At 54.2% G+C, this 24,930-nt stretch carries 24 protein-coding genes; 10 read left to right on the top strand and 14 right to left on the bottom strand.

Translation table 11 applies throughout. The features are described from left to right. Positions 1-65 precede the first annotated feature (65 nt). The 7 genes from pepN (at position 66) to DBR44_RS05620 (ending at position 8,846) form a co-directional block, all read left to right on the top strand. On the top strand, positions 66-2,690 hold the full coding sequence (gene pepN, locus DBR44_RS05650; protein ID WP_124642878.1) for an aminopeptidase N: 2,625 nt from the start codon (positions 66-68) through the stop codon (positions 2,688-2,690). Positions 2,691-2,828: 138 nt separating this feature from the next. After that, positions 2,829-3,749: an alpha/beta fold hydrolase gene (locus tag DBR44_RS05645; RefSeq protein WP_124642876.1), complete on the top strand. Its 921-nt coding sequence runs from the start codon at positions 2,829-2,831 to the stop codon at positions 3,747-3,749. Positions 3,750-3,813: 64 nt separating this feature from the next. Continuing rightward, complete coding sequence (locus tag DBR44_RS05640; protein ID WP_124642874.1) at positions 3,814-4,461, top strand: 2OG-Fe(II) oxygenase; 648 nt, start codon at positions 3,814-3,816, stop codon at positions 4,459-4,461. 60 nt (positions 4,462-4,521) lie between these two features. After that, positions 4,522-5,622 carry a chorismate synthase gene (gene aroC, locus DBR44_RS05635; protein ID WP_124642872.1) on the top strand — a complete coding sequence of 367 codons (1,101 nt, stop codon included), beginning with the start codon at positions 4,522-4,524 and terminating at the stop codon, positions 5,620-5,622. 51 nt (positions 5,623-5,673) lie between these two features. Beyond that, positions 5,674-7,098: an EAL and HDOD domain-containing protein gene (locus DBR44_RS05630; RefSeq protein WP_124642870.1), complete on the top strand. Its 1,425-nt coding sequence runs from the start codon at positions 5,674-5,676 to the stop codon at positions 7,096-7,098. 285 nt (positions 7,099-7,383) lie between these two features. Continuing rightward, positions 7,384-7,620, top strand: a complete 237-nt coding sequence (locus DBR44_RS05625) for an acyl carrier protein (protein ID WP_124642868.1) — start codon at positions 7,384-7,386, stop codon at positions 7,618-7,620. Further along, the gene (locus DBR44_RS05620; RefSeq protein WP_124642866.1) at positions 7,617-8,846 is read left to right on the top strand and encodes a beta-ketoacyl synthase; all 1,230 of its coding nucleotides are present in this window, start codon (positions 7,617-7,619) and stop codon (positions 8,844-8,846) included. The genes DBR44_RS05625 and DBR44_RS05620 overlap by 4 nt, the downstream gene beginning before the upstream one ends. A 187-nt stretch (positions 8,847-9,033) precedes the next feature. Here DBR44_RS05620 and alkB read toward each other — a convergent pair whose 3' ends face one another. The 3 genes from alkB to DBR44_RS05605 all read right to left on the bottom strand — a co-directional run bounded on the left by alkB (position 9,034) and on the right by DBR44_RS05605 (position 11,967). Next, complete coding sequence (gene alkB, locus DBR44_RS05615; RefSeq protein ID WP_124642864.1) at positions 9,034-9,675, bottom strand: DNA oxidative demethylase AlkB; 642 nt, start codon at positions 9,673-9,675, stop codon at positions 9,034-9,036. Between the two features lie 21 nt (positions 9,676-9,696). Beyond that, positions 9,697-10,770: a bifunctional DNA-binding transcriptional regulator/O6-methylguanine-DNA methyltransferase Ada gene (ada, locus tag DBR44_RS05610; protein ID WP_124642862.1), complete on the bottom strand. Its 1,074-nt coding sequence runs from the start codon at positions 10,768-10,770 to the stop codon at positions 9,697-9,699. 174 nt (positions 10,771-10,944) lie between these two features. Continuing rightward, complete coding sequence (locus DBR44_RS05605; protein WP_158613562.1) at positions 10,945-11,967, bottom strand: porin; 1,023 nt, start codon at positions 11,965-11,967, stop codon at positions 10,945-10,947. A 978-nt stretch (positions 11,968-12,945) separates the two neighbouring features. Here DBR44_RS05605 and DBR44_RS05600 point away from each other — a divergent pair. Both DBR44_RS05600 and DBR44_RS05595 read left to right on the top strand, forming a co-directional pair. After that, positions 12,946-14,163 (top strand): tyrosine-type recombinase/integrase, encoded by a 1,218-nt coding sequence (locus DBR44_RS05600; protein ID WP_124642858.1) that lies wholly within the window; start codon positions 12,946-12,948, stop codon positions 14,161-14,163. After that, positions 14,156-15,118, top strand: a complete 963-nt coding sequence (locus DBR44_RS05595; RefSeq protein ID WP_124642856.1) for a hypothetical protein — start codon at positions 14,156-14,158, stop codon at positions 15,116-15,118. The genes DBR44_RS05600 and DBR44_RS05595 overlap by 8 nt, the downstream gene beginning before the upstream one ends. An 11-nt stretch (positions 15,119-15,129) precedes the next feature. On the opposite strand, the gene DBR44_RS05590 is transcribed toward DBR44_RS05595, so the two are convergent. The 7 genes from DBR44_RS05590 to DBR44_RS05560 all read right to left on the bottom strand — a co-directional run bounded on the left by DBR44_RS05590 (position 15,130) and on the right by DBR44_RS05560 (position 20,816). Beyond that, entirely contained in the window at positions 15,130-16,551 is a 1,422-nt protein-coding gene (locus DBR44_RS05590; RefSeq protein WP_124642854.1) for a DUF3987 domain-containing protein, read from the bottom strand. 18 nt (positions 16,552-16,569) lie between these two features. Next, the gene (locus DBR44_RS05585; protein ID WP_124642852.1) at positions 16,570-17,709 is read right to left on the bottom strand and encodes an inovirus-type Gp2 protein; all 1,140 of its coding nucleotides are present in this window, start codon (positions 17,707-17,709) and stop codon (positions 16,570-16,572) included. A gap of 279 nt (positions 17,710-17,988) precedes the next feature. Further along, positions 17,989-18,231, bottom strand: a complete 243-nt coding sequence (locus tag DBR44_RS05580) for an AlpA family transcriptional regulator (RefSeq protein ID WP_124642850.1) — start codon at positions 18,229-18,231, stop codon at positions 17,989-17,991. A gap of 426 nt (positions 18,232-18,657) precedes the next feature. Further along, the gene (locus DBR44_RS05575) at positions 18,658-19,506 is read right to left on the bottom strand and encodes a GTPase family protein (protein WP_124642848.1); all 849 of its coding nucleotides are present in this window, start codon (positions 19,504-19,506) and stop codon (positions 18,658-18,660) included. An 87-nt stretch (positions 19,507-19,593) separates the two neighbouring features. Beyond that, positions 19,594-20,028: a hypothetical protein gene (locus tag DBR44_RS05570; RefSeq protein WP_124642846.1), complete on the bottom strand. Its 435-nt coding sequence runs from the start codon at positions 20,026-20,028 to the stop codon at positions 19,594-19,596. A gap of 76 nt (positions 20,029-20,104) precedes the next feature. Then, positions 20,105-20,293: a hypothetical protein gene (locus DBR44_RS05565; RefSeq protein ID WP_124642844.1), complete on the bottom strand. Its 189-nt coding sequence runs from the start codon at positions 20,291-20,293 to the stop codon at positions 20,105-20,107. A gap of 19 nt (positions 20,294-20,312) precedes the next feature. After that, on the bottom strand, positions 20,313-20,816 hold the full coding sequence (locus tag DBR44_RS05560; RefSeq protein ID WP_124642842.1) for a hypothetical protein: 504 nt from the start codon (positions 20,814-20,816) through the stop codon (positions 20,313-20,315). 135 nt (positions 20,817-20,951) lie between these two features. On the opposite strand from DBR44_RS05560, the gene DBR44_RS05555 reads away from it, so the two are divergent. After that, on the top strand, positions 20,952-21,302 hold the full coding sequence (locus tag DBR44_RS05555; RefSeq protein WP_124642841.1) for a helix-turn-helix domain-containing protein: 351 nt from the start codon (positions 20,952-20,954) through the stop codon (positions 21,300-21,302). Here the strand turns inward: DBR44_RS05555 and DBR44_RS05550 are convergent. The 4 genes from DBR44_RS05550 to DBR44_RS05535 all read right to left on the bottom strand — a co-directional run bounded on the left by DBR44_RS05550 (position 21,289) and on the right by DBR44_RS05535 (position 24,744). Then, positions 21,289-22,185, bottom strand: coding sequence for a hypothetical protein (locus DBR44_RS05550; RefSeq protein WP_124642839.1), 897 nt, complete (start codon positions 22,183-22,185; stop codon positions 21,289-21,291). The genes DBR44_RS05555 and DBR44_RS05550 overlap by 14 nt on opposite strands. Further along, on the bottom strand, positions 22,182-23,165 hold the full coding sequence (locus DBR44_RS05545; protein WP_124642837.1) for a YqaJ viral recombinase family protein: 984 nt from the start codon (positions 23,163-23,165) through the stop codon (positions 22,182-22,184). Before DBR44_RS05545 ends, DBR44_RS05550 begins: the two co-directional genes overlap by 4 nt. Before the next feature lie 156 nt (positions 23,166-23,321). After that, the gene (locus DBR44_RS05540) at positions 23,322-23,783 is read right to left on the bottom strand and encodes a hypothetical protein (RefSeq protein ID WP_124642835.1); all 462 of its coding nucleotides are present in this window, start codon (positions 23,781-23,783) and stop codon (positions 23,322-23,324) included. Between the two features lie 4 nt (positions 23,784-23,787). Further along, on the bottom strand, positions 23,788-24,744 hold the full coding sequence (locus DBR44_RS05535; RefSeq protein WP_124642833.1) for a DUF932 domain-containing protein: 957 nt from the start codon (positions 24,742-24,744) through the stop codon (positions 23,788-23,790). Positions 24,745-24,930 lie beyond the last annotated feature (186 nt).

Here is a 24,930-nt window from a genome sequence, read left to right as displayed (position 1 = left end):
GATCCCGCCCGGTCCATGAGCAAGACCGGATCAAGCCGGCAACGACTACTAATAGAGAGAAGAACATGGCGCAGCAGCCTCAAGTCAACTATCTGAAAGACTATACCGTTCCCCCTTACCTGGTGGATCGGGTGGATTTGAAGTTTGATATCGAGGACGCACAGACGCGTGTGCACTCGCGTATGGTGGTCAAGCGCAATGACAAGTCTGCTGCTGCCAGCGCGCTGTGGCTGGACGGTTCGGCCCGGCTGCTCAGCCTGACGCTGGATGGCGAGCGGCTGGATGCCTCTGCTTATCAGTTGGCGGCCGACGGTGTGCTGATTCCTGCCGTGCCCGACAGCTTTATCCTGGAAGTGGAAACCGAGCTTGAACCGGCGACCAATACCAGCCTGATGGGCTTGTATGCCTCCAAAGGCAATCTGTTTACCCAGTGCGAGCCGGAAGGCTTTCGCAAGATCACCTTTTATATGGACCGTCCAGATGTGATGGCCAAGTTCACCACCACCATCGTTGCCGACAAGCAGAAGTTTCCGGTGCTGCTGTCCAATGGCAACAAGGTGGGGGAGGGCGTGCTGGACAAGAAGCGCCACTGGGTTAAATGGGTCGACCCCTATCGCAAGCCGTCCTACCTGTTTGCCCTGGTGGCCGGCAAGCTGGTGGCCGCGCGTGACAAATTCATCACCCAGCGCGGCCGCGCTGTCGCGCTGGAAATCTGGACCGAGCCGGCCGACCAGGACAAAGTTGCCTTTGCCATGGGGGCGGTCAAGCGCGCCATGAAGTGGGACGAGCAGCGCTTTGGCCTGGAATACGATCTGGACATCTACATGATCGTGGCGGTCAGCGATTTCAATATGGGGGCCATGGAAAACAAGGGCCTCAACATCTTCAATACCTCGGCGGTACTGGCGCGCAAGGATACCCGTACCGATGCGGAGTTCCAGCGCGTGGAAGCCATCATTGCCCACGAATATTTCCATAACTGGACCGGTAACCGTGTCACCTGCCGCGACTGGTTCCAGCTGTCGCTGAAAGAGGGGCTGACGGTATTCCGCGATCAGGAGTTCAGCTCTGATCTGGGCAGCCGTGGCGTCAAGCGCATCGACGATGTCAAAAGCCTGCGTGCCTTGCAGTTCCCGGAAGATGCCGGCCCAACCGCGCATCCGATTCGTCCCGATTCCTATATCGAGATGAACAATTTCTACACCATGACGGTGTATGAAAAAGGCGCGGAAGTGGTGCGCATGTATCACACCCTGTTGGGTGAGTCTGGTTTCCGCAAGGGCATGGATCTGTACTTCAAGCGCCACGATGGCCAGGCGGTAAGCTGCGATGATTTCCGTGCGGCCATGGCCGATGCCAATGCTGTCGATCTCGGCCAGTTTGCCCTGTGGTATAGCCAGGCGGGCACGCCGCTGCTGCAAGTCAGCAGCCATTACGATGCCGCAGCGCGGCGCTATGAATTGACCGTTGCCCAGTCCTGCCGGGCCATCAGCGGCCAGCCCGCACCACAGCCGCTGCACATTCCCCTGGCACTGGGGCTGGTAGGCAGTGATGGCAAGGATCTGCCGCTGCAGCTGGAAGGCGAGGAGCAGGCACAGCCTGGCACGCGTGTGCTGGATATCAAGCAGGCCAGTCAGACATTTGTGTTCGTTGATGTGCCGGAAGAACCGGTGCCTTCGCTGTTGCGCGGTTTCTCCGCGCCGGTTCGGCTGGAGTACGACTGGCGCGATGAACAGCTAGCCTTCCTCATGGCCAACGACAGCGACAGCTTCTGCCGCTGGGAAGCCGGTCAGACCCTGGCCGAGCGGCTGTTCCGCCAGTTGATCGAAGCTGCGGCGCAGGGCCGTGCACTGAGCTTGCCCGAGACCTTTGTCACAGCCTTCCGTGCGGTGTTGAAAGATCCGGTGGCCGATCCGGCCTTCAAGGCCATGATGCTGGGCTTGCCGTCGGAAGCAGAAATGCTGGAAATGGTGGAACTGGCCAACCCGGCAGTCATTCATCAGGTGCGTGATTTTGTGCTGGACCAGTTGGCCGAGGCGCTGCGTGGCGAGTGGCATGAGGCTTATCACCTGAACCAGACCCGTGAATACAAGCCGGAAGACGCTGGCCGACGCGACCTGAAAAACCGTGCCTTGCAGATGCTCACCCGCTTGAGCGTGGCCTGGCCGGCTGAGGCCGCCCGCAAGCAGGCTCTGGAAGCTGACAATATGTCAGACCAGATGGGAGCCATGCTGGCGCTGCGCGATCATGACGGCGAAGAACGCGACGAATGCTATACCGACTTCGCCGCCCGCTGGCAGCATGATGCGCTGGTGATGGACAAGTTCTTCATGCTGGTGGCTTCCAGCCAGCTGGAAGGCACGCTGGATCATGTCAAAGCCGCCATGGAGCATCCGGCCTTTACCTTGAAAAACCCCAACAAGGCACGGGCGCTGATTGGCAGCTTTAGCAATAATATGGTGCATTTCCATGCTGCCGATGGTAGCGGCTACCGCTTCCTGGCAGACCAGGTGCTGGCGCTGGATGCCATCAATCCGCAAGTAGCCAGCCGCATCGTGCGTGCCTTCAATCGCTGGAAGAAGCTGGAGCCGGGCCGTCAGGCACTGATGAAGGCCGAGCTGGAGCGTCTGTTGGCCGCGCCCTTGTCCAATGATGTCTACGAGATTGTCTACAAAAATCTCAATGCCTGAGCAGACTTGCACGGGTAGCAATAACGGGTCGCCATGGCGGCCCGTTTTTCATGGGGCGTGCGTATAGCAGATTGACCTGCCGCTGGACTTGCCTTAATCATACGGTCGTTTGCTTGGTGATCTGGCAAGGTGAGGGTGATGGCGGAAAAGCAGCAGCAGGACTTGTATGTGGAAGTTGAGCAGCAGCGGCTGCATCTGCGGCGTATCTGGCGCGAGGCAGACGGACCACCGGTATTGCTGGTGCATGGTGTCATGGCCGATGGCCGGATTTTCTATAGCGATAGCGGCAAGGGCCTGGCCCATTTCCTGGCCGATGCCGGCTACGATGTGTTTGTGGCCGATTTGCGTGGTCGTGGCCGCAGTACACCGAAGATCGACGCTACCTCACGCCATGGTCAAACCGAAATCATTTGTCAGGACCTGCCGGCGCTGCATGCGGCCATCTTCAAGCTGAAGGGCGGGCAGCGCCTGCACTGGATGGCGCATTCCTGGGGTGGGGTGCACATGAGCAGCTGCTTGTTGCGCTACCCGCAGCTGGCGGCCCAAGTGGCCAGCCTGGTGTACTTTGGCAGCAAGCGCAGCATAGCCGTACGCAATCTGCGCAAATGGCTGGAGGTTGACCTGATCTGGAATATCGCCGCGCGCTGGCTGATTCGCTGCTATGGCTACCTGCCGGCCAGGCGTATTGGCCTGGGTGCCGACGATGAAACCGAGAAAAGTCATCGCCAGAGCAAGCGCTGGGCCAAGCTACGCCCCTGGGTGGATAGTGATGACGGCTTCGATTATGGCGCGGCCGCCCGCCATGTCTCCTTGCCACCCGCCCTGTATTTTGCTGCCCGCAACGACCCCTGCCGTGGCCATGTCGACGATGTGCGCCGCTTTCGTGACGAGTCTGGCCCGCATCTGTCGCGGCTGCGCTTGCTTGGACGCGCCGCCGGGCACTGGCATGACTATGATCACGTGTCCCTGCTGACCCATCCGGATGCCCCGGCCGACCATTTTCCGCTGGTGCTGGACTGGTTGCGTGGCCGGCATGACAAGGTTATGGAAAACCACTGACAAATATCATGCCGCAGGCCGGGGGGCTGTGGTAGAACAGCCGGCTCTAGTGGAGAATGCCGCCATGACTCAAGTGACAGACCAATCCCCAGCCTGCCTGGACCCCATTATCGATACCCTCGCCGAGCAGGGCTGGGTCGTCGATCACACCCTGTTCAGTGCCGAAGACATCCGCCGCCTGCAGCAATGCTGTCTGGCGCAGTGGAATGAAGGACGGTTTCATGAGGCTGCCGTCGGACGGGCCGACCAGCAAGGACGACGCAGTGAAATCCGTTCCGACTCGGTATTGTGGCTGGAGCCGCAGGATGCCGAACCGGCCATTGCCCATTATTTCGCCACGCTTGATCAAGTACGCCAAGCAGTGAATCAGGCCTTTTATCTGGGGCTGGAAGACCTGGAATCGCACTTCGCGGTCTATCCGCCGGGCAGCTTCTACAAGAAACACCTGGATCGCTTTCGTGACGATGACGCCCGCACACTGACTGCCGTGCTGTACCTGAACGAAGACTGGCCTGCCGATGCCGGTGGCCAGATGCGCCTGTACCTGGATGATGAATGCAGTCGCTCGCTGGACGTTGCGCCGCAGGCCGGCACGCTGGTGTTGTTCCTGTCTGACCGTTTCTGGCACGAAGTCTTGCCAGCCTCACAGCAGCGGCTATCGGTCACCGGCTGGTTTCGCCGGCGTCAGACGGGACTCGCTTGGTCGTCGTAGACAGGTTTTGCCGTGCTAGAATCAGGCCAAACCAGATGAAATGACAAGGGACGAATCAAGATGTCAGGCAACACCATGGGGCTGCTGTTTACCGTAACTTCCTTTGGCGAAAGCCACGGGCCGGCCATCGGCTGCGTGGTGGATGGCTGCCCGCCGGGCCTGGCCATCAGCGCCGAGGACATCCAGCAGGAACTGGACCGGCGCAAACCCGGCACCAGCCGACATGTGACCCAGCGGCGCGAGCCGGATGCGGTCGAAATTCTGTCTGGCGTTTATGAAGGCAAGACCACCGGCACACCGATTGCCTTACTGATCCGCAATACCGACCAGCGCTCCAAGGACTACGGCAATATCGCCGACACCTTCCGTCCCGGTCATGCCGATTACACCTATTGGCACAAGTATGGTGTGCGCGACCCGCGTGGTGGCGGCCGTTCCAGCGCCCGCGAAACCGCCGTGCGCGTGGCGGCGGGTGCCATTGCCAAAAAATGGCTGCACGAGCGCTATGGCATCGTGATCCGTGGCCACATGACCCAGATCGGCAATGTGGAAATCCCCTTCAAGAGCTGGGATGTGGTCAACAGTAATCCTTTCTTTGCCGCCGACGAAGCCGTGGTGCCGCAGCTGGAGGAATACATGGACTCCATCCGCAAGAGCCTGGACTCGGTGGGTGCCCGCTTGCGCGTGGTGGCGGAAAACGTGCCGGTGGGCTGGGGTGAGCCGGTATTCGACCGTCTTGATGCCGACATCGCCTATGCCATGATGAACATCAACGCCGTGAAGGGTGTGGAAATTGGCGCGGGCTTTGCCAGCGTGACCCAGCGCGGCAGTGAGCATGGCGACGAGCTGACACCGCAAGGCTTTGCCAGCAACCACGCCGGCGGCATTCTGGGTGGCATCTCCACCGGGCAGGACATCGAAGTATCCATGGCGATCAAGCCAACCTCGTCCATTGCCCAGCCGCGCCGCTCCATCGACAGACAGGGCAATCCCATCGTGATGGAAACCCACGGTCGTCATGATCCGTGCGTTGGCATCCGTGCCACACCGATTGCCGAGGCCATGCTGGCGCTGGTGCTGATCGACCATGCCTTGCGCCACCGCGCCCAATGTGGCGACGTGGTGGTGGATACCCCAAAAATACCGGGCCGAATCGACTAAACTGCACTGAGGCTGTCTGTCCCTCAGCCGGGTGTCATGAGAGAGCGAACCATGTTGAAAAACCTGATTGGCGGTTTGGCCGGTCGTCTGAAAAAAAATGAAGAAAGTCAGGCCGACGAAATTGCCGCTGTAGAAAAAGAATTGGAAGCTTCACCGGTCAAGCGTGCAGTCGAGCCGGAAATTGTCGATCAGCTGCCGCCGACCCTCGGCTTCGTCACCCACCAGCCGGTCATGGACCGGCAACACCGCGTGGTGGCTTACGAGTTTTTCGTCAAGTCCGGTGCGGCAAGCAAGGGGGGCAAGCATCAGGATTTTGATCGCCTGATGCTGACCACGCTGCAGAATATGGAAGTGTTCCGCCTGCTGGCCTATCGACGCGCGCTGGTTCACATTTCCATCAGCTCGCTGTCCGAACCATTGCTGCTGCAGATGCCTGCCAAGAGCGTGATTTTCGTTCTGGAGCCGGACCCGAACGAGCCGGTCACGGCCGAAGTGATGCAGGTACTGGACGAGCTGCGCATCAAGGGCCTGCGTTTTGCCATCGAGCCGGCGGCTTTCGATGCCCATGTGCTGGTGGAGCGTTTGCAGCCGGAGCTGTTCAACCGCATGGATTTCATGCTGCTGGATTTCGCCGCACCCTCTACCCGCGTGCTGGCCCCCATTCTGGACCAGCTGCCGCGCCGCTACCCCAATGCGCGCTGGATGGCACGCAATGTTGGCACCGCCGAAGATCTGGACGTTTGCCTGCGCGCGCCGGGCAGCAATCGTTTTGCCCTGTTCCATGGGCCTTTCATTGCCACCGTGCGTAGCCTGGAGAGCGGCAAGGTCGACAGCAACCAGACTCGTGTGCTGCAGATCATGCGCATGCTGCGTGCCAACGCCGAACCACGCGAACTCGAGGCGCAATTCAAGCTGGATTCGGTCTTGCTGTTCAAGCTGCTGCGTTTCATCAATTCCCCGGTGAACGGCCTGGCCCGCAAGGTGCAGACCATCGAGGAAACCCTGCTGCTGCTGGGGCGCGAAACCCTGTTCAAATGGCTGTCCATGCTGCTGTTTACTGCCAAGAAGGAAGATGGCACCGCATTGGCCTTGCTGGAGAAGTCGCTGATCCGCGCCCGCTTTCTGGAGCGGCTGGGCGCTTATCGCGGCAACAAGCTGGAGGCCGAGCATCTGTTCCTGACTGGTATGTTCTCGCTACTGGACGTACTGCTGAACCAGCCCTTCCCGGATGTGCTGGACCCGCTGGAGTTGCCGCCCACCGTGCGTGACGCCGTGGTGGAGAACAAGGGCATGTTCAGCCCTTATCTGGCCTTGGCACTGGCTTGTGAGCAGGGAGATGACCAGCGCATCAATGCCCTGTGCAAAGTGCTGAATTTCGAAGTGGAGCATGCCTGCCGCTATTACATCGACTCGGTGGTATGGGCACAGGAAGTCTTGCGCGAAAGCGAAGTGCACAACGACGTGGAAGCCGTTTAAGGCGGCAGCTACCGCTGTGTGGGCAATCAGGCCAGCACCGCGGTGCTGGCTTTTTACATTGTTGCGCGACAATTTGTAACAGCAATATAGTGTGGCCTCGGTATGCTTGCCGACAGAGATAATGATGCGGGCTTGATTGACGTGGGGCATCGCTGTCAACAACCGGCATAAAACTCGACAATAAACACTATAAATTTCCATCAGGCGCAGGCATACAATAGCGTCTTATGAAAAAATAACCCCCGCCATGGTCCAGGTGCCTGACTGTGCGGGCAAGGCAGCGTGATGAACACTATCGAGCAGATCAAGCAAGTCATTGTAGAAAAATTTGGCGTGAACGCCGACGAAGTCGAGGCAGAACGTCCGCTGGGCGAATACGGCCTGGATTCGCTGGGGCAGATCGAACTGTTGTTCGCCATCGAAGAGCATTTCGATGTATCGATTCCCGAGGAAGAAGCCCACGTTGCCAATTTGCAGGAGCTGGCCAACCTGGTGGACCGCCACAAGGCAGCAAAGGCATGAGGACTGCCGTTGCCATTACGGGCATTGGCCTGATTTCCCCGCTGGGCAATCAGGCAGAGGCGGTTTTTTCCCGCCTGATGGCCGGTGAGTCGGGTATCAGTCTGCTGGATGAAGCGGCAACTGGCTGCAAGCCCGCTGTGGCCGGCGTTGCCGAGTTCGACCCGGCACCGTGGTTTACCCGCCTGCAGTTGTCCGGGGTGGATCGCGTCAGCCAGATGGCTGTTGCTGCTGCCACGCTGGCATTGGAAGATGCTGCGCTGACCCTGCCAGAGGAGCGGGAGCAGCTCGGCGTGTATGTAGGCTGCGCGATGGGGGGGAGTGCCGCGCTGGACAAGGGTTTCCATAATTTTTATGCCGACAAGTCGCGGGTATCGCCGCTGTCGGTCATTGCCAGCATGGCCAATGCCCCGGCAGGGCACATCAGCATGCGTTTCGGTATTACCGGCCCCTCGGTCAATTATTCCGTGGCTTGTGCTTCGTCCGCCATTGCGCTGGGTGAAGCCATGCGAGCCATTCGCCACGGTGAAGTCACCCATGCCATCGCCGGTGGTGCCGAGGCCATGTTGTTGCCTGGCATCATCAATGCCTGGCAATCCATGCAGGTGCTGGCCAGTACCGCTGGCGAGCACCCGGAGCAGGCCTGCCGCCCTTATGACAAGGAGCGTAGCGGGCTGGTACTGGCGGAAGGTGCTGCTTTCCTGATCCTGGAACGGCTGGATCTCGCCTTGGCGCGTGGCGCACGTATCTATGCCACGCTGGATGGCTATGCTTGCCGCAGTGATGCCACCCATATCACCAAGCCCGATGTCGGTGGTCAGGTGCGGACCATGCGGGCCGCGCTGGCGGATGCTGGCCTGGCTGCCGGGCAGATTGGCTATTGCAATACCCACGGCACGGCAACCCAGGTGGGCGATGTCGTGGAATGCCAGGCATTGCAGACCATCTGGGGGGAAGATACCCCCGGCTTGCAAGTGAGTGCCACCAAGTCCATGCATGGCCATCTGCTGGGTGCGACGGGTGGGCTGGAAACCGCCATCACCGCACTGGCGCTCTACCATCGGCAATTGCCACCCACGGCCAACTGCCGGCAGCTGGATGAGAACTGCCGGGTGCAACATGTGCTGGGCAAGGGCGTGGCGGCTCCGCATTTGCAGGCAGCCATCAGTAATTCTTTCGCCTTTGGTGGCAGTAATGCCTGCTTGGTATTGCAACGCCATCAGGCGTGAAGTGTTGCCTTGAGTCTCAGGCCTGCCACTGCGCTGTGCTGCAACTGACGATGTGAAGGTAATGACAGAAGACCCGGCCATGGCCGGGTTTTTTCACGTCAGAGTCTGAGCCGCACGTTGTCTTGCACTGCCTAATCTGCCCGCTCTTGTGGAGCTTTGAGCGGCCAGCCCCCGTTTTGATGGAGCTTCAGGCACAACGAAACGTCAGGCTGATACGCCGACTGCCCAGCAGCGGGTGCCAGCCATCCGCCAGCGGCATGATGCCGTGAAAGCACAGGCGGGCCGGACCGCCAAACACCAGTACATCGCCATGGTGTAGTGGAATTTTCTGGTGAACCGACTGGCGTTGTATTCCTCCCAGCATGAAGCGGGCAGGAAGTCCCAGCGACAGGGTGACGATGGGTTGAGTGAAGTCACGCTCATCCCGGTCCTGATGCAAGGACATGCGGCTACCCGGCTCGTAGCAATTGATCAGACAAGCATTGCTGTGGAATCCATCAAAGCCGGCTGTCGCCGCCCATGTGCCAGCCAGTGCGGCCAGTATGGGTGGCAGCTCAGGCCAGGGCTGGCCGCTTGCCGGGTCTTTTGCACTGTAGCGATAGCCGTGCAGGTCACTGATCCAACCCAGTTGGCCACAATTACTCATGGCAACGGACATGGTATGGCCGCCGGGTGTCTGCATCTGCCGCAAGGGAGCTCGCTGCAGTATCTGACTGACTGCTTGCCAGATGGCCTCCTGTTGCGCCAGCGCTTGGCCGGGCAGCAAAACTGCACCTGGAGCCAATGGCTGTGGCGGACCAACCAAGCTGTCGGGGAAAAGATCATCCATGATGAACGGTGCTTGGCAATGTCATGATTGCTCCTTGTCCAGCAAAGCCTGTTTGCGCGCGATACCCCAGCGGTAGCCCGAGAGCTGTCCATCCTGGCGCACTACCCGGTGGCAGGGAATGGCAACCGCCAGGACATTGGCCGCGCAAGCCTGTGCCACGGCGCGGACCGCGCTGGGGCTGCCGATTCTTGCTGCCACCTCGCTATAGCTCAGTGTTTGCCCAGGCGGAATGTCGCGTAGCGCCTGCCACACCCGTTGCTGAAAGGCCGTACCGCGAATATCCAGCGGCAGCGGCAGGCCCTGACGCGGATTATCGATCAGGCCGATGACCAGAGCCACTTGCTGCTCAAAATCATGGTCGGCACCGATCAGCTGGGCTTGCGGGAACTGGTCTTGCAGCTGTTGCAGCAATTGCTCTGGCTGCTCGCCCAGTAAGATGGCACAGATGCCCTTGTCGCTTTGTGCCACCAGAATGGACCCCAGCGAGCACTGGCCGATGGCGAAATGAATCACCGCCTGCTTGCCACCTGCACGGTAGTTGCGGGGTGTCATGCCCAGCAGCTGTGCCGATTCGGCATAAAAACGGCTGCTGGACTGATAACCGGCGGCATAAATGGCGGTGGTGATGCTGGCGGCGCTGCCTAGCTGCTGTTGCAGCCGTTGCTGGCGTGCCGCCATGGCATAGCCACGCGGTGTTAAGCCGGTGGCCGCCTTGAACAGGCGGTGAAAGTGATAGCGGCTCATGCCTGCTTCGTCTGCCAGTTGTTGCAGGTCTGGAGCCTGTTCTGCCGCAGCAATGCGCTTGCAGGCGGATTCGATCAGTGCAGCCTGACGCTGCCGTGGCGATTGCTGGTGTGGGGTGCAACGCAAACAGGGGCGATAGCCAGCTTGTTCCGCCGCCGTGCAATCAGCAAAGAAATGCACATTATGCGGCTTAGGCTGGCGTGCCGGGCAGCTGGCACGGCAGTACACGCCAGTGCTGGCCACACCATAGACAAAGTGCTCGTCTGCCTCATGATTACGCTGTAACACATCCTGCCAGCGCGGATCACGGCTGATGAGTTCTGCGTGTTGTTGCTGTTTGCGGCTGGCCATGGCGGGCTCGATTCATCAGGAAGATGGCGTACTGTAGCTCCGGTGAGCAGGGTTGACACCTCGTGGCTTGCGCTCAAATTCTAGCAGTTTGCCCAGCCGGCCAGTCTGCTGCAGGACATAAAAAAAGCCTGCATAAGCAGGCTTGAGAAGGATATCACTGACTTTCGAAAAGGCTTAGAAGCTCTTGGACAGGCCAATCAGCTCGCCATTGCGGGCACTGCCACCAGCTTGCGGCTTGTCGTGAGACAGTTCGACATAAGCCATGGTGTGCTTGCTCAGGCTGTAGTGCAGCAGCAGGTTGACGTATTTTTCAGTGCCGGACACCAGTTGCGGCGAATTGTCCTTGCGTACCCCGGTTTGCAGACCCAGTTGGGTATTGCCGATGGTGTAGTAAGCGTACAGCGAGGTGGCGTTGATCACACTGTCATCCGCCAGCTTGTTACGCTGATATTCCACGGCCAGTTCCAGCGCATCGATGGGCTTGTAGTTGGCAGTCAGGTGCAGCTGACTGTTGCTGCCCAGCTGGTTGATGTTGGTGGCATTGCTGTTGGTGGTGTTGCTGGATGCGCCATAGTTGGCAGAAACCGTCCAGTTGCTGCCACTGAAGCCGGCCAATACTGAATAACGGTTGGTACCGCTGCTGGTGCTGGTTTTGTTTTCATCGGTGGAGAATTGCACCCCGCCGTAGAAGCCACCCAGATTACCCGGCAGGTCGTAGCGCACCATATTGTTGCCGGTCACGCCACCGTACCAGCCCAGGTGGTTGTCCGGGCCTGCCCAGACGCTGTAATCGAATTTGCCGTCTTCCACGTTACCGGTGCCTTTGCCGGCGCGAATCATACCGAAGCTGCCCTTTAGGCCGACAAAGCTGTCATCGCTGGCAAAGGTATTGGCCTGCTTGCCCATTTCGTCGTAACCGCTGCCGGTAGGCGAGAACCGGTTATTCACCTGGAAGATGGCGCTCAGGCCATTGCCCAGATTTTCTTCACCATTGAAGTTGATCTGGCCACGACCGGCCACATTGGTGGTGGACACCGCCGCCGGATTCGTGGTGTAGCCCCAGGCATTGTTGGCCGCACCGTTGTACTGCAGCACGCCGGCACGGACAAAGCCGGAGATGGTGACGCCAGAGTCTTCGGCATGGGCATAACCGGCGCAGGCCGCCATCACGGCCAGCGCAATATACTTGCTTTGCATTTTGTCTTCTCCAATTGTCTCGTCTTGTTGTTTTGCTACTTTTGGCGACAGATTTCCGCTGAGTTTCTTGGCGGTTCCTGGCGCTGTTGAAAGCACGGACATTGTTAATTTCTGTGTTCTTGGCGGTCAAACGTATTCTATGTAGCCGAATCGCTACATTTTGATGGGTTCTTGTGTAGTAATTAAACTACATTAAATTTGAGTGATAAATCGGCGTGGCTAAGTATTTATCACTAGAAAATTGCATGAATCATCATTTGGCAGCATTAAATAACCATGTTGGCAAAGTGCAACGTATTAGCATTTTCTGTCTCAATTTGCGATTTTTGAGGCGTTATGCTGCAAGTGCACATTGAGGCTAGGCAGGTGCAGGCCTGGATCAGGCTGTCCAGAACGGCAGCTTGGTGTGGAATTCTCTGGGATGGTTGGGGGAGAAATCGAGTGTTTAGACCATTCTGGTGCGGCCAGGTTGGTCAAAACAAGCAATCAGGTGCCGCTGTCAGGTGTATATGCAGCATGGCGGTGCAACCTTGCTCCGCTAGGGTGCTGTCCCGTTGGCTGGAATGTCCGGCAAGATTTATGGCAGTCTTGCGCAATAAAATTGCGTGGCGTGCAGGTGCGACTGGAATAGTCTGATCTGGCGGGCTGGTCATGCATTTGGTGGCGATGGATCTGCATGAGCAGGCCATGGCCGATGCCGTGGGTTACCCAAGCGGGCCGGATGGGGGTGCCTGTCGCGTGGGATATATCGCAGGCAATAAAAAAGCCCTTGATTTCTCAAGGGCTTAGCTGTTTGGTCTGGCGGAGAGGGAGTCCGCTAATTTATTGTTCATTCACATCCGGTCATGCTCAATAATTCATATTAAAACATAGGCTTATATGTATTTGTTGAACAAGGTAAGCTTGTGTTATGCAGCAAGATGCAGTGGTTGGTGGCATACTGGATGGCATACTAAACAAGGCAAGGACATTAGACCCATGGCGATCCTTACTGATACCAAAGCCAGAAGCTTAAAGCCGGAAGATAAACCTATATCTCATGGCGCGGTGACTGGACTGTGTCTGCATCCCTCGGGTAGCAAGGGGCGAGGAAAGTGGGTTTTGCGCTATGTAAGCCCCCAGACGGGCAAGCGTCGTAATGCTGGGCTTGGTGCTTATCCTGAAGTGGCTATCGCTGAAGCAGCCAAGATCGCGATTGCTATGAGAGAGCAAATCCGCCAGGGAGTTGATCCTCTGGAGGTGAAATCCAAGCGAGAAGAGGCTGAGACCCCACTTACATTTGAACAAGCGGCAATGCAGTTGCACAAGGAACTTCTTCCTAGCTGGAAAAATGACAAGCATGGGCAGCAGTGGATAAATACACTGGATCAATATGCATTTCCTCAGCTAGGTTTGCTTGCACTTGATCAAATTGCTCCAAGTCATGTCGCAGATGTACTACGCCCAATTTGGCTTGATAAAGCGGAAACGGCAAGTCGAGTCAAACAGCGTATTCATGCAGTGATGGCATGGGGCTGGGCACATGGCTTGTGCACGTCGAACCCCGTTGATGTCGTTCATCATTTATTGCCAGCGCAGCCTAGCAAATCGGTGAGGACCCAACATCAACCAGCTATGCCGTGGCGACAACTTCCTGCTTTCATTGCAATGCATCTTTGCATTGGTGGTCGACCTGATGTTACTCGTCTGCTGCTGGAGTTCCTGATATTGACTGCAGCACGTTCTGGAGAGGTACGCGGGATGACGTGGCAAGAGATTGACTGGGATGCTGCGATTTGGACAGTGCCTGCTGATCGCATGAAGGCAAAGATGGTACATCGCGTCCCACTTTCAAAGAGGGCAATGCAGATTCTGCAGTGCTGCCGTGGTACACATGAAATCTTGGTATTTCCATCTCCCCGCGCCCAAACGGCACTGTCGGATATGGTGCTGACTTCATTCCTGCGACGTGTGAAGGCTCCAAGCGATACCCCTGGCCGTATTGCTACGGCACATGGTTTCCGTTCAAGTTTTCGAGATTGGTGCAGTGAGCATGGATACAGCAGGGATCTCGCCGAGCGTGCGTTGGCACATACAGTTCAGAACAAAGTTGAGGCCGCATATCATCGCACGGACCTGCTTGAACAAAGACGTAGCATGATGGATGCTTGGAGTGTCTTTGTGCAAAGTGAATGTGAGGGTGGAAAGTATGACTAAGGATAGCCTTTTATCTATACAAGAGATTTGTACCCGACTGGGTAATAATACACTGGATTTTGATATTTTAAAGTTGATTTATAATAAAAAAATTCCTTGCTTTATTGAATGTCCTGACGAATTTTCAGTATATGCTGAAGGTGAAGTTATTGAAACAATTCACGTTATTATGAGAAGTATTAAAAAGAAGCAGAATGAAATTGAAAGTCCGATAAAGTTCTCTGATGTGAGCTATCTAAAAATATGCAACGATGATGTTGAATATTTAACTTCAAATTCAACGGTTAGGTTGTCTAGGTTCGACGGAGTTTTAATTGGCCGTTCTCTTGAGTTACAATCACGGAGGTTGTGCGTTTCAAATTATTATTTTATTGCACCTGAGAATAAAATAATTCCAGAGAGTGGATTGTTTGAATTTCATCATCGAATTAATGTGCATCTATCTGATTTGTACATTAACCCTGTCGATTTTGATAAATTAAAAAAAGCTTATTTTTCTGAGTGTATTGAAAATCAACTCATTGTTAGTAATGATTACGTCACATTGTTGAATTTGTGTGCATATGAATTTTATAAGGATGGATTGGGTAGGGAGTACCATCGGGATGATGTTGTAAATTTGATTTTGAACTCCTCAGTAAAGAATGTTTCCATATCGGAAAATGATGCAAGATATCTGGCTGCAATTATTAGTAGGGAAAATAGTACTCGGGGTGAGTTTAAAGGAGAAGTAGCTACTATTTGGGCTGAGAGCGATTTGCCTGATGATGTACGTGCATGTAAGAAACATGAATGTTTTTCTGTTAAGTTAATAATCATAAATTATCTATTTCACATGATTGATGGTGAGCTCATTCTAAGGAATGAAGTTGATAAGAAATTGAAATACTACGGATTTAGAAAAATTCAAGCTAATTTGGTTTCTGAATTTTTATGGTTATTTCGAGGTAGGTGAAATTCCCATCATTAAAGGTTTAGATCAATTAAGGGTGGGGCTTTTTTTATTACAGATCCTATTCCAATTATTTTTTCTTCAGTTATTAATTTTCTTGCTTTAAGATTTTCAAGTAGAGGTGTTATTTTTTCTTTTCCTCTGATTGAGAGTGGAGCGTATTGATATATTCTCACTTTTTCTATTTGAAAGAGATTTTTCTTGAAAAGCTCATTGCATATCCAATCGTATAATTCTGTCGATTTTCTTTCTATTTCATTTGTTTTATCAAAATACTGAACGGCTTGATTGAAATACCACACACTAAGATCTTTTGCACACCGCATAGTGTTGTATTCAATGTCGCCATTCTTGTTTTCCAGTATGTGAAATATGCAGGCAATACGTACCATGTTGTTGGTTGCTTTTGCTACAAAATCTTTAAATTCGCACAGGCTGTTTTGATGGCTGGTTAAAAATTTAATTTCACGCTTTGTTTCTTCGTATAGTCTTGAAGCCTCTGGGCTTAGTTTTATTGTTTTCCTATTGATGGTGTTCTCATTGTGCAGATTTTTTGATTTTCTCAGTAATGATCCAATTTTGTTCTGTATTTCCTCAATGCAATTTTGGGATGAGGAGTGAAACCCAAAGTTATACACGCCATTGTTTTGTTGTTGAAAGTAGAATAATGATCTAGCGTATAGTCCTACGCTGCGCATTTCTTCACCATGACGGTTGTCGAACTTCTTAAAAATATCCGGCTGTGAAAAAATTAACATGGCTGCTGCAGGGTTTCTGCATGCCATGGAGCCAGTAGTAAGTCTGTCAACATGAAATGATGTGCCATCATAAAGATTGCAGATCAGTTCAGGCTCGCTAAATATCCTTCCGGTTTTAAAGGCCGAATTGCCTTCAGATACAAATATCCCTCCAGTTATTTCATTTCCTGCAAAAAAAATCTTTACAGTTCCAGGCGTTGCATCACTGATTAAAACTCTATCAAGCATTGGTGTGATAGGTTTCATCTTTTCGTGTGTTTTTATTTCACTTTCAATGCTGCTGGTATCGTCTCCATTTTTGATTAATTTTTTATATGTTGAAATTAATGTACCCTTTTTGATATTCCATAATGTCATTTCGCCACTGATATTCTCAGCTGCAGTATTCGCCGTCTTGATTTCATTTTCTTCGTGCGACTTTGGTGCTGTTTTTGAATAGTGGTCAAGAATAGACTTTCCGAAGCCAGATTCAGCTATTACGTGAGCCAATAGAGCAGGTGGAATGATGAATCCAGGTTCAACTTCCACGTTGTAGCACCGAGCGACTCCCAGTGAAACTGCAGTTAGTAGTGCGGTCACTGTTGCTGCAGGATCAATACCTTTTTCTTGGTAGAGCTTTATTGCCGCATCCCGTAAGACGGGTGGTAGGGATGGAATAACTGATTCAAAGCTATACATGATGATCTCCGTATTAAATTAAAATTTACCTTGCAAGATAAGGCACATATTGGCTGTATCTTCTGGATTTTTTCTTGGTGCACCCATCTTGTTCTTCATCTTTGGCATCACCCCCTTTCGTAGTGTTCTTTGCTTCTCCAGCAATGTTTTAACGTAGTAGTCGCCTTTGACCATGTAGGCAATCGCTAAGCGGATACCTTTTAGTTTGTCCGTTTCGCTAACATGAACCATGCCAATTCCACAGTACTTATATTTATCTTTTCTTTTTGCACAGTTGTTATAGTTGCCTTTTTGATCAGTGCAATTTGTCCAGTATTTCCCAATTTCTTCTGTGAGGAAAATGTCCCGCTGATGCTCGTTGGAGTTCAGAGCAATGAATACATGTTGATGAAATCCACGAATGTATCCAAACTCTGTTGTGGAGATATATCCAACAACATCGGGTACGATCCGGTTCTCACTAAGCGCTCGTAGGAATTTGTCCAGGTAAACTCTGTTCAGTTGCGGTGTAATTGATTCGTAGTGTTTTTTTAAGAAATATAAATCAATTCGAAGAATGAGTAGTCGAGAGTGCTTTTTGAAAAGTGCAATAATATACTTAACGACAGATCGCAGATTCTGTTGAGCAGTGTTTTCGTGGCTTCTGACAGCTCTTTTGAACTTTGTATGACGCATCACATACTGCATCCAATGCAAGGCTCTTGCTAAGATGAACGTTATTTTCGAAAGCTCATCGATCGTGAGTCCTGATTTTATTGCACTGGTGATGGCTTCTAATCTTCTTCTTAATATGCGAAAGAAAAGGTATACCCTTGGGGTAGTAGCATGTTTGTAAAAGTAAGTAGGTATTAAACGAATATTCTGGCGGATTAATTTAATCAGCTTACCCCCTTCTGGACTGCATTTAGCCTTTTTTGATCTGTTGTTTTTGGCATCAGTAATGTCAAAGTGCACTTCATTGCTTATTGCAATGTCTTTCATCAAGTCATCAATTTCTTTGATTAGCTTGATGAAATTTCCATCGCTGTGATGTTCAATCAGATTGGAGCCATTGAAAGTAAGGCTATTTTTATAGTAGATAGCTTCATCTTCTGATTGGTCTTTTATTTTCATTTCAATCACTCCTTGCTGAGAGGTAATTGGTGTGAATATGTTCATGCTCTATCCATGCATCGGCATGCATTGCTGATGCCTGGCTGTCAAATGTAGTATGACAGCCATGACCAGTAGGTATAGGTGGTATAGGTGTGCTAATGCTTAACTGTAGATAGTTAACTAAGTAATACTAATTAATTAATATCATAAGAACCGTAAGTATGTTTTGTTTATAGTTTACGTGTCCCGAGTAGTTTGTTATAGGAATTGGGCTGATTCCTCATTTTATTAATTGATATGTCTTGTTGAGTTAGCTGTTGGCTACTGGCCAAGTAGTGATACTTAGCTATCGTTGACGACTGCACCTTTCTTTTGTTGTATCCATGCAATAACTTCAATAGCCAACCACCCACTTGCAGCATTCCTGGCCGTGCTCTCGCTCAGTTTGAAACACTTGGGAAAGGTAGGGTCATACCACAGGCTATTTTTATTCATGCGGTTATACAGGCTGGTGGCTCCAAGGCTCGTTGCTTCCATGACCTTGGCTTTTCGCCAAATGGTGTGTTGAGTAATATCGGTGGACATTTTCGTCTCCTCAGGTTTATCGGGTTGACGAATTCATCGTAAGGCAAGTTGAAACACATTCCTAAATGTGTTTTCCACACTTTATTGTGTGCAGTATCGGGGGGGGGGGCAGTACATAGTGGTTTCCGGTGACAGACTGACACCGTAGGCTGGAAGAAAACGTGATTTAAGCGGGTACTTGGCTGCTATTCTTGCTAGAACGCGTCAGACTTAGCATGTTGGTCAATGCCCTAGCAAAAATAGCAACAGGTTTACAATGTGAATGGCCACTTGTCTGGCTGACAGAGGAATGTGCGAAATTGTGAGTTTGTTGCCTTCTAGAAAGATCAATTTCCCCATCGGTCATGCAAAAAAAGCACTCCTCATCAGAGGAGTGTTTTATGCCGCCAGCTCAGCGACCCCACAGGGTACTGAGCTTGTCGGCCATCACTTCTTGCCCTTGCGGGTCAGGTCACCTAAACGGCTACGCAGTAGCTGCCACAGGCAAGCCAGACAGAGCTGCCAAGTAGTATTGGAGATCTGTTCCGGCCTGGCTTCCCGTACCACTCCCCACTTTCTTTCATGCGGCAGTGCTCGCACGATGTTCTCCACCAGTTCTGGCAAGCCGTAGTTTTCCGCTGCAGTGGCAATCACGCTGATGAGGCTGGCCGGGATGTTGAAGGTGTCGGCGATCACCCGTTGCTTCAGGGCCAGATTCTCTTGTTGCATTGGGCCTGGACGATGTTGTTGTTCATCCCATTCCCGGCAGGGTTCGATCTTGTCGGCCTGGCTGATGACAAACAGTACCGGGATGGAGTGGTTAGCCAGATGCGGTTGTAACAGTTCTTGGTAGCACTGCTGATCCAGACTTAGGGCGCGGTCGTCAGCTTTGATCAGCCACAGGATCAGATCCAACTCCGGTAGCAGTGCCTTGTACTGTTCACGGTACTCCTCATGCCGTCGCAGGCTTTCGCCTACCCCTGGCATGTCGATCAGCGAGATACCTCGTCCGGATTGATAGGCCAAGGTGATTTCTTGTGGATAACGGGTGCCACCGGTCACATCACTGACCGCCGTTTCCTCCTGGCCAAATAACGCGTTGCACAGGGAAGACTTGCCGGTTCCACTCTTGCCCATCACGCCGATGGTGGCCTGGTAGCTAACGATCTTCTGTAGCTCATCCTGCAGGTACTGGCGGTAATCTGCCGACAAATGGTGAGTTTGCTTGTCCAGCCATTGGCTCAGGCAACTTTGTAGTGGTGGGATGGATTCAGGCGGGTTGGCGGGCGTGCGCATGTCAGGCCTCACTTTCAATGGATGAAATAAAAATCGCCACCTCGGGAGAGATGGCGATCGGAGTGGGATGGATGTGACGTTATGTTCTTACCAGCTCTCACACTGAGCACGGGCCGGGTCAGCAGGAAGTACTGCGGCAGCGCCCGCCACCGGAACCACCATGCTGGCTTTTCCTGCATGAATGATCACTTTCTTACCAGCACGTAATGCATCCCAGGCAGCACGGAAGTTGTCACCCCCTGCATTGCTGCCAGCATCAGAAGGGAATAGCTTTTTGCTACCGACCTGCATGCTGAAGTCCTGCGGGTAGCCTGGGCCGTAGTAATGCTGGTTCAGGCTGGCATGCATGGTGGCGGGTTCTTTGCCACACTGGATATCGAGCGAATTACCTTTGTCGTCGGTGACGCCGTAATGCAGGGTCTGACCATCCAGTGCCACGGATTTTTTCCATTGGCCGGGTTGAGCCGCCAGGGCAGAAGTACTGAGGGCTGCCGCGATGAGAGCAAGGGAGAGCGATTTCATGTCTTGTCTTTCGTAAGGGGGAAAACTGGCAGGCCTCCCTACCAGTAAATTGAATCAGGTGAATGGACTGCAGGGCTTAGCGATCTGGCCTAGGGTGCGACGGTTCCAGTCGGTGCAGGCTGTCCCCCAGGGCAATGCCCAGCAGTAACAGACTGAGCGAACCGATACGGTCAGCTGAGGCATGCTTGAGTAGCAGTACACTGACCACCATCAGCAAGGGCAGCTGCATCGGATGACGACGTGGGGGAAGCAAGCTGTTGAGCATGGCGCTTTCCTTTCTCGGCTTAGATTCCCACCCATCCGTTGTCAGATTTGACCATTCGCAGGTTGTCGTAGGTGTAGTCGATGTGGATGGTGCTGGAGTAGGACGTGATATTGGCCTGCGAATAGTCACCGTAGACATTGCGCGGCATGTTCGGACAGGTGCGGTGCAGGTTGGCCATGATGCGCTCGCGTACCTTGACGATGAATTCATTCTTCTCCCATTGCACCCAGTCAGTGTGGCTGGTCAGCTGAGCATTCATGTCATCCAACAGCTTGGCATTCTCGGGCAAGGGTGCAAATTCCAGTGCGTACTTTACCTGCAGGGTGTAACGGTTATCGCCATCGGCAATTCCGTTGACCTTGTCGAAACTGCTGATGGTGGCGATGCTGCAATCCCCCAGCGATTTCTGAATAGCCTGCTTGGCTTCGGAAGAGGAAGGCGAGCTGGAGCCGGAGCAGGCGGTCAGCAGTAATAAACTGGCCATGGTGCTGCCCAGGACCAGGGTGCGGTAAGCGTTGTGCATGTGGTGATTCCTTATTGATGAAGTAAATAGTTGTCTTTCAAGTTGACTTTCAACTTATAGCGATGAGTTTCAACGCAACGGGTTCTTCATGTCAATGGGTTGTCTTGCGACTATTTGAGTTGAATGGAGAATGCGATGGCAAAAACGAAGGTGGACGCATTGGCGCTGAGCATTGGCAAAGCCATTGCGGCACGACGGCAGGAAGCTGACCTGACGCAGGAACAGGTCGCGGAACAACTGAAGATTGGCAATGAAGCGGTATCCCGCATGGAGCGGGGGCTAGTGATGCCGACGGTGGCCCGCCTGCTGGAACTGGCTAGCCTGTTTCACTGCGACGCCTCATCCTTGCTGGTGGAATCCAGCAATCGCCCCGCGGAGCAGGCCCAGCACCTGGCGCAGATGCTGGCCCGCCTGGATAGTGCAGATCGGGAGATGGTGTTGGCGATGGTGGAACAACTGACCAACCGGCTGGCTAAGCCGTCCTGACGGCACCCAACTTGGACGTGAGCCGGGTAGGGCGAGACACTGCCTCCGGCTTCTCCTCGACCTCGGCACCACTTTCCACTGTTGGATAAAACTCCTCCAGCAGCTGCGGTACTTCCTCCTCGGTATCCTCGAACTGACCGTTCTGCAGCAACAGCCGGGCGGCTTGCTCCAGTTCGGCGGTATCGATGCCGGCTTCCAATTGCTCATCCGCTACTTTACGTGCGGTACTGACCGCTTCGGCCAGCGTTTTGCCATCACGCAGTGTCAGATCGACGTAGTACACCGGGGTACGGTGCGACTGAGTGGTGCTCTTGGCCCGTAGACGTAACAGCAACGGTAGATGCTTGGTGTTACCACCACTGGCTGCTTCGTAATACTTCAGCCGTGCTGCCAATGTCCGTACCGAGTTGTAGCCGGTGGTGCGGAAGATAAAGCTGCCCAGCTCATCCTGCTGTCCTTCCACCTGCACATTGAGACGACCATACAGCTTGCAGCCCAGCTCCTTGGCCAGCGGGCAACGGTCTGGTCCGACACAGCCAATTTCTTCCATGCCCTGACTGGTCACTCGGCGTGCCGTTTCTCCGTTTCCGACGCAGACAGGACGACCGTTATTCCGGTCGAAGGCACTGTATTCGGCGCGTAGGTTCAGTTCGCTGTCGTTGAACAGTAGCTGAATCGGAATAGCGCGAATCTTGCCGTTTTGTGCCTGCTCCGACAGGGCCTGGTGCAAGGGATGCAGCAGCCAGCCATCCCGGCTCTGTACCTGAGTGGTGAGTGAAAAGCTGTCGTCTTTCTCCGGCAGCCAGCGTTCTTGTTTCTGGACCAGCTTGCCAATGCTGATACGCCCGATCACGGGCGGGGTAATGGCGAGACCTTTGATCACGATGCTTTCCTTTCCGTTTGAATGACAAAGCGCCGGGAACCGGCAATGGACTTGCTGTACTGGGCAAGCAGGGTGGGATGGTCTTGCGACAGACGCTCGACATCAGGGGCAACGCGGTCTTTAGATCGCTTCCAGGTGATACGGCCAGACTCGAATACAGCGGCAGAGGCATGACCCAGCACGTTCTGGATCTGCTGTCGGATGGCTGCCTCTCGGGCCTCGGCGTCTTCCTTACGCTGCCGTTCTGCCAACAGGGCAGAGAACAGCCGGTTGCCTTCAATGGATTCGGACAGGTCGATGGTCTGGCCATCGTCACGGGGAAACAGCCAGGACAGTGCAGCACCTGCATCATCCGAACCATCTGGTGCAGGCTGGGTATCCAGTACTACGTGCTGCCAGAACACCGTTTCCCGGGCGATCAGGTCTGCGATCTTGTCCTCATCCCGATTCACCCGATAAATCCGGAAATCCTGTCCGCCGATCAGCACTGCCACATCGGCCCAGTCATGGCCGGTGACGGCTAGCTGATGCAGCACCTGGCATTGATAGGCCACCGGAATGCCTTCTTCCCACTGCGGGGCGGAGTGATAACTGGCTGTCTTGATTTCCAGGATGCCCCAGCCTTCCTCTGGACAACGGACCTCCCGATCCAGATTGGCTAGCATGAAACGGTGAGTCGGGTGCTGCAGTACCGCATTCACGCGCCGTACTTTGCGACCAGTTCGCTCGGCATACACCCGCGCCAGGATGGGTTCCAGGATCGTGCCCCAGATGACAGGCTCTTTCTCTGACAGATCTTCTGGCTCCTTGCGACCGGTCTTCTCCAGCCACAAGGACAAGGGGCACTTGTACGGCGACAGCCCAATGGCCGGGGCAGCATCGGAGGAACCAATGCCTAGCTGTCGAATGCGCAGCCATTCATCACGAGACAACTTCAGGGTAGAGGCCAGACGAATGGCCTGTGCGTAGCGTTCAGCCATGGCGAAACACTCCTTATAAGGCATAAAGCCCGGCAGCAAGGCTGACCGGGCAATGAATGAAATAAACAGGGAGAGTAGAAACAAGAGAAACGACAGCAGGGCAGGACAACAGAGACAGCTGGAAGGAATCAGACCAACACCAGACCAACCGCAGATTTACGATGGCGCGACCGGCACAATCACCGGCAGCTCAGCAGAGAGCGTTAGCAGGATCTGCCGGATGACAGGCCACTGCTGTGGCTGACCCCGCAACATGAACTCCCCGGCCAGTCGCACCAGGCAGGTTTTGACCCAATCGAGGGAAGGAGGCAGACCATCATGCAAGACGATCCACTCGGCAATGGCGCTGCCCAGGGCTTCGGTCACTTCGTAGTGCCACACCCCAGGTGCAGCCTGATCCAGCTGGTCGTACAAGGTATCAGCCAGTGCGGACACTATCGGCGCGTACTGCACCAGTTCAGCATGCAGCTCCAGGCAGCCAGCACCCCAGATCACCAGCAGACTGCGCTCGGCATCCGGGCCGTCATATGCCACACCCAGGCTATTCCAGGTGCAGAAGTCGCGCATCCCTGCCGTTAGGCAAGCCGCGGTCAAGGCAATGGATTGCACAGAGGCCATGGCATCACTCCACCAGGACCAGTGCGTGCTCCAGCGCCTTGCCCTTCAACTGAGCCCCCTGGCCGAACCAGGCCGAATCCAGCCTGTAGTCCTGACTACGGGCACGGCGGCGATGATCGACATACTCGGTCATCGCATTCACCAGGCCCCAAGCCGTTCCCTTGGTACCAGCCAGCAGCGAACCCATGCCACCACCGCTATACAGGGCCGATACCTGCTGCAATGCCTTCGAGGTGACAGCATCTGCAGTCCCCTCCACCAGCGGTTCGTCCAGTACTTCACGGAAGAACTGACAAGCTTCCTCCGGTGACACAGTCCGCTGTGACAGCTGCTTGATGTTGCCGATGAAGCGATCCCAGGCCGACAGACCAATACCCAAGGCCTCCTTCACGGACTGCGGATCAAACACAGTGGAGTGGGGCACCTTCACTGCACCGGTCCTGTCCTGCACCGCCATCTGCAGGGTGTTGTTGCACACCACCCGCACCGAGGTGAACTGGGCCGTGGTACACAGCGTGCCGTCACAACTGGTGGCCAGCAGCAAATAGGCCTTCACCCGATCACCACCTTTGAGCAGGGCTTCCTGCCCGGTCTTGGCCAGCGCCCACAACTTACGGCCACCCTTCAATACCCCAGCGGTTTCCAGCTCAAAGCCACCAGCACTGACGAGATCTCGATAGAACTCCAGCACTTCCGATGGCTGCACTACCTTGTAACGCGGCGAGACCACCGACAGTGGTGCCAGAGAGTCCGAGCGATACAGCACCTTGGAATCGGCAAACGGCCGGATGTGCATGCCGTCGTCAGCCACGTTGAACAAGACATCACTCTGCTCGATACGCCAGTCCATACCGGCTTCAGTCAGCCACACTTCCAGCGGCTGTTGGGGAGACAAAGGATTGCCCAGACCGTGCCAGGGCGTGGCTCCGACAAAGGCCATGGATTCGATGAGATGGGACATGAGATCACTCCAATGAAAACGCCCCAGGCAAAGCTGGGGCGAGGGCATAAAGGACACCCTGAGTGGGTGTCGCTGTGCGTGTTCAAGGAAGTGATATAGGTCTGAAAATAATTAGGTTGAACTGCTTTGGCAGGCAGGGCTAAGAAATGGTCCGGTCTTAATAGGAAACGGCGCTTCTCGGTATCA

The sequence above is a fragment of the Aquitalea sp. FJL05 genome (assembly GCF_003852595.1).
Classification (GTDB): domain Bacteria; phylum Pseudomonadota; class Gammaproteobacteria; order Burkholderiales; family Chromobacteriaceae; genus Aquitalea; species Aquitalea aquatilis.
This window is presented reverse-complemented; position numbering and strand designations above follow the sequence as displayed.

Excerpts from the sequence above, each read along its gene's own strand:
- DBR44_RS05580 (WP_124642850.1), bottom strand. The coding sequence starts at position 18,231 with ATGTCCACCGATATTACTCAACACACCATTTGGCGAAAAGCCAAGGTC.
- DBR44_RS05630 (WP_124642870.1), top strand. The coding sequence starts at position 5,674 with ATGTTGAAAAACCTGATTGGCGGTTTGGCCGGTCGTCTGAAAAAAAAT.
- DBR44_RS05620 (WP_124642866.1), top strand. The coding sequence starts at position 7,617 with ATGAGGACTGCCGTTGCCATTACGGGCATTGGCCTGATTTCCCCGCTG.
- aroC (WP_124642872.1), top strand. The coding sequence starts at position 4,522 with ATGTCAGGCAACACCATGGGGCTGCTGTTTACCGTAACTTCCTTTGGC.
- ada (WP_124642862.1), bottom strand. The coding sequence starts at position 10,770 with ATGGCCAGCCGCAAACAGCAACAACACGCAGAACTCATCAGCCGTGAT.
- DBR44_RS05625 (WP_124642868.1), top strand. The coding sequence starts at position 7,384 with ATGAACACTATCGAGCAGATCAAGCAAGTCATTGTAGAAAAATTTGGC.
- alkB (WP_124642864.1), bottom strand. The coding sequence starts at position 9,675 with ATGGATGATCTTTTCCCCGACAGCTTGGTTGGTCCGCCACAGCCATTG.
- DBR44_RS05540 (WP_124642835.1), bottom strand. The coding sequence starts at position 23,783 with ATGGCCTCTGTGCAATCCATTGCCTTGACCGCGGCTTGCCTAACGGCA.
- DBR44_RS05545 (WP_124642837.1), bottom strand. The coding sequence starts at position 23,165 with ATGGCTGAACGCTACGCACAGGCCATTCGTCTGGCCTCTACCCTGAAG.
- DBR44_RS05565 (WP_124642844.1), bottom strand. The coding sequence starts at position 20,293 with ATGCTCAACAGCTTGCTTCCCCCACGTCGTCATCCGATGCAGCTGCCC.
- DBR44_RS05535 (WP_124642833.1), bottom strand. The coding sequence starts at position 24,744 with ATGTCCCATCTCATCGAATCCATGGCCTTTGTCGGAGCCACGCCCTGG.
- DBR44_RS05640 (WP_124642874.1), top strand. The coding sequence starts at position 3,814 with ATGACTCAAGTGACAGACCAATCCCCAGCCTGCCTGGACCCCATTATC.
- DBR44_RS05590 (WP_124642854.1), bottom strand. The coding sequence starts at position 16,551 with ATGTATAGCTTTGAATCAGTTATTCCATCCCTACCACCCGTCTTACGG.
- DBR44_RS05600 (WP_124642858.1), top strand. The coding sequence starts at position 12,946 with ATGGCGATCCTTACTGATACCAAAGCCAGAAGCTTAAAGCCGGAAGAT.
- DBR44_RS05575 (WP_124642848.1), bottom strand. The coding sequence starts at position 19,506 with ATGCGCACGCCCGCCAACCCGCCTGAATCCATCCCACCACTACAAAGT.
- DBR44_RS05560 (WP_124642842.1), bottom strand. The coding sequence starts at position 20,816 with ATGCACAACGCTTACCGCACCCTGGTCCTGGGCAGCACCATGGCCAGT.
- DBR44_RS05585 (WP_124642852.1), bottom strand. The coding sequence starts at position 17,709 with ATGAACATATTCACACCAATTACCTCTCAGCAAGGAGTGATTGAAATG.
- DBR44_RS05595 (WP_124642856.1), top strand. The coding sequence starts at position 14,156 with ATGACTAAGGATAGCCTTTTATCTATACAAGAGATTTGTACCCGACTG.
- DBR44_RS05555 (WP_124642841.1), top strand. The coding sequence starts at position 20,952 with ATGGCAAAAACGAAGGTGGACGCATTGGCGCTGAGCATTGGCAAAGCC.
- pepN (WP_124642878.1), top strand. The coding sequence starts at position 66 with ATGGCGCAGCAGCCTCAAGTCAACTATCTGAAAGACTATACCGTTCCC.
- DBR44_RS05645 (WP_124642876.1), top strand. The coding sequence starts at position 2,829 with ATGGCGGAAAAGCAGCAGCAGGACTTGTATGTGGAAGTTGAGCAGCAG.
- DBR44_RS05570 (WP_124642846.1), bottom strand. The coding sequence starts at position 20,028 with ATGAAATCGCTCTCCCTTGCTCTCATCGCGGCAGCCCTCAGTACTTCT.
- DBR44_RS05605 (WP_158613562.1), bottom strand. The coding sequence starts at position 11,967 with ATGCAAAGCAAGTATATTGCGCTGGCCGTGATGGCGGCCTGCGCCGGT.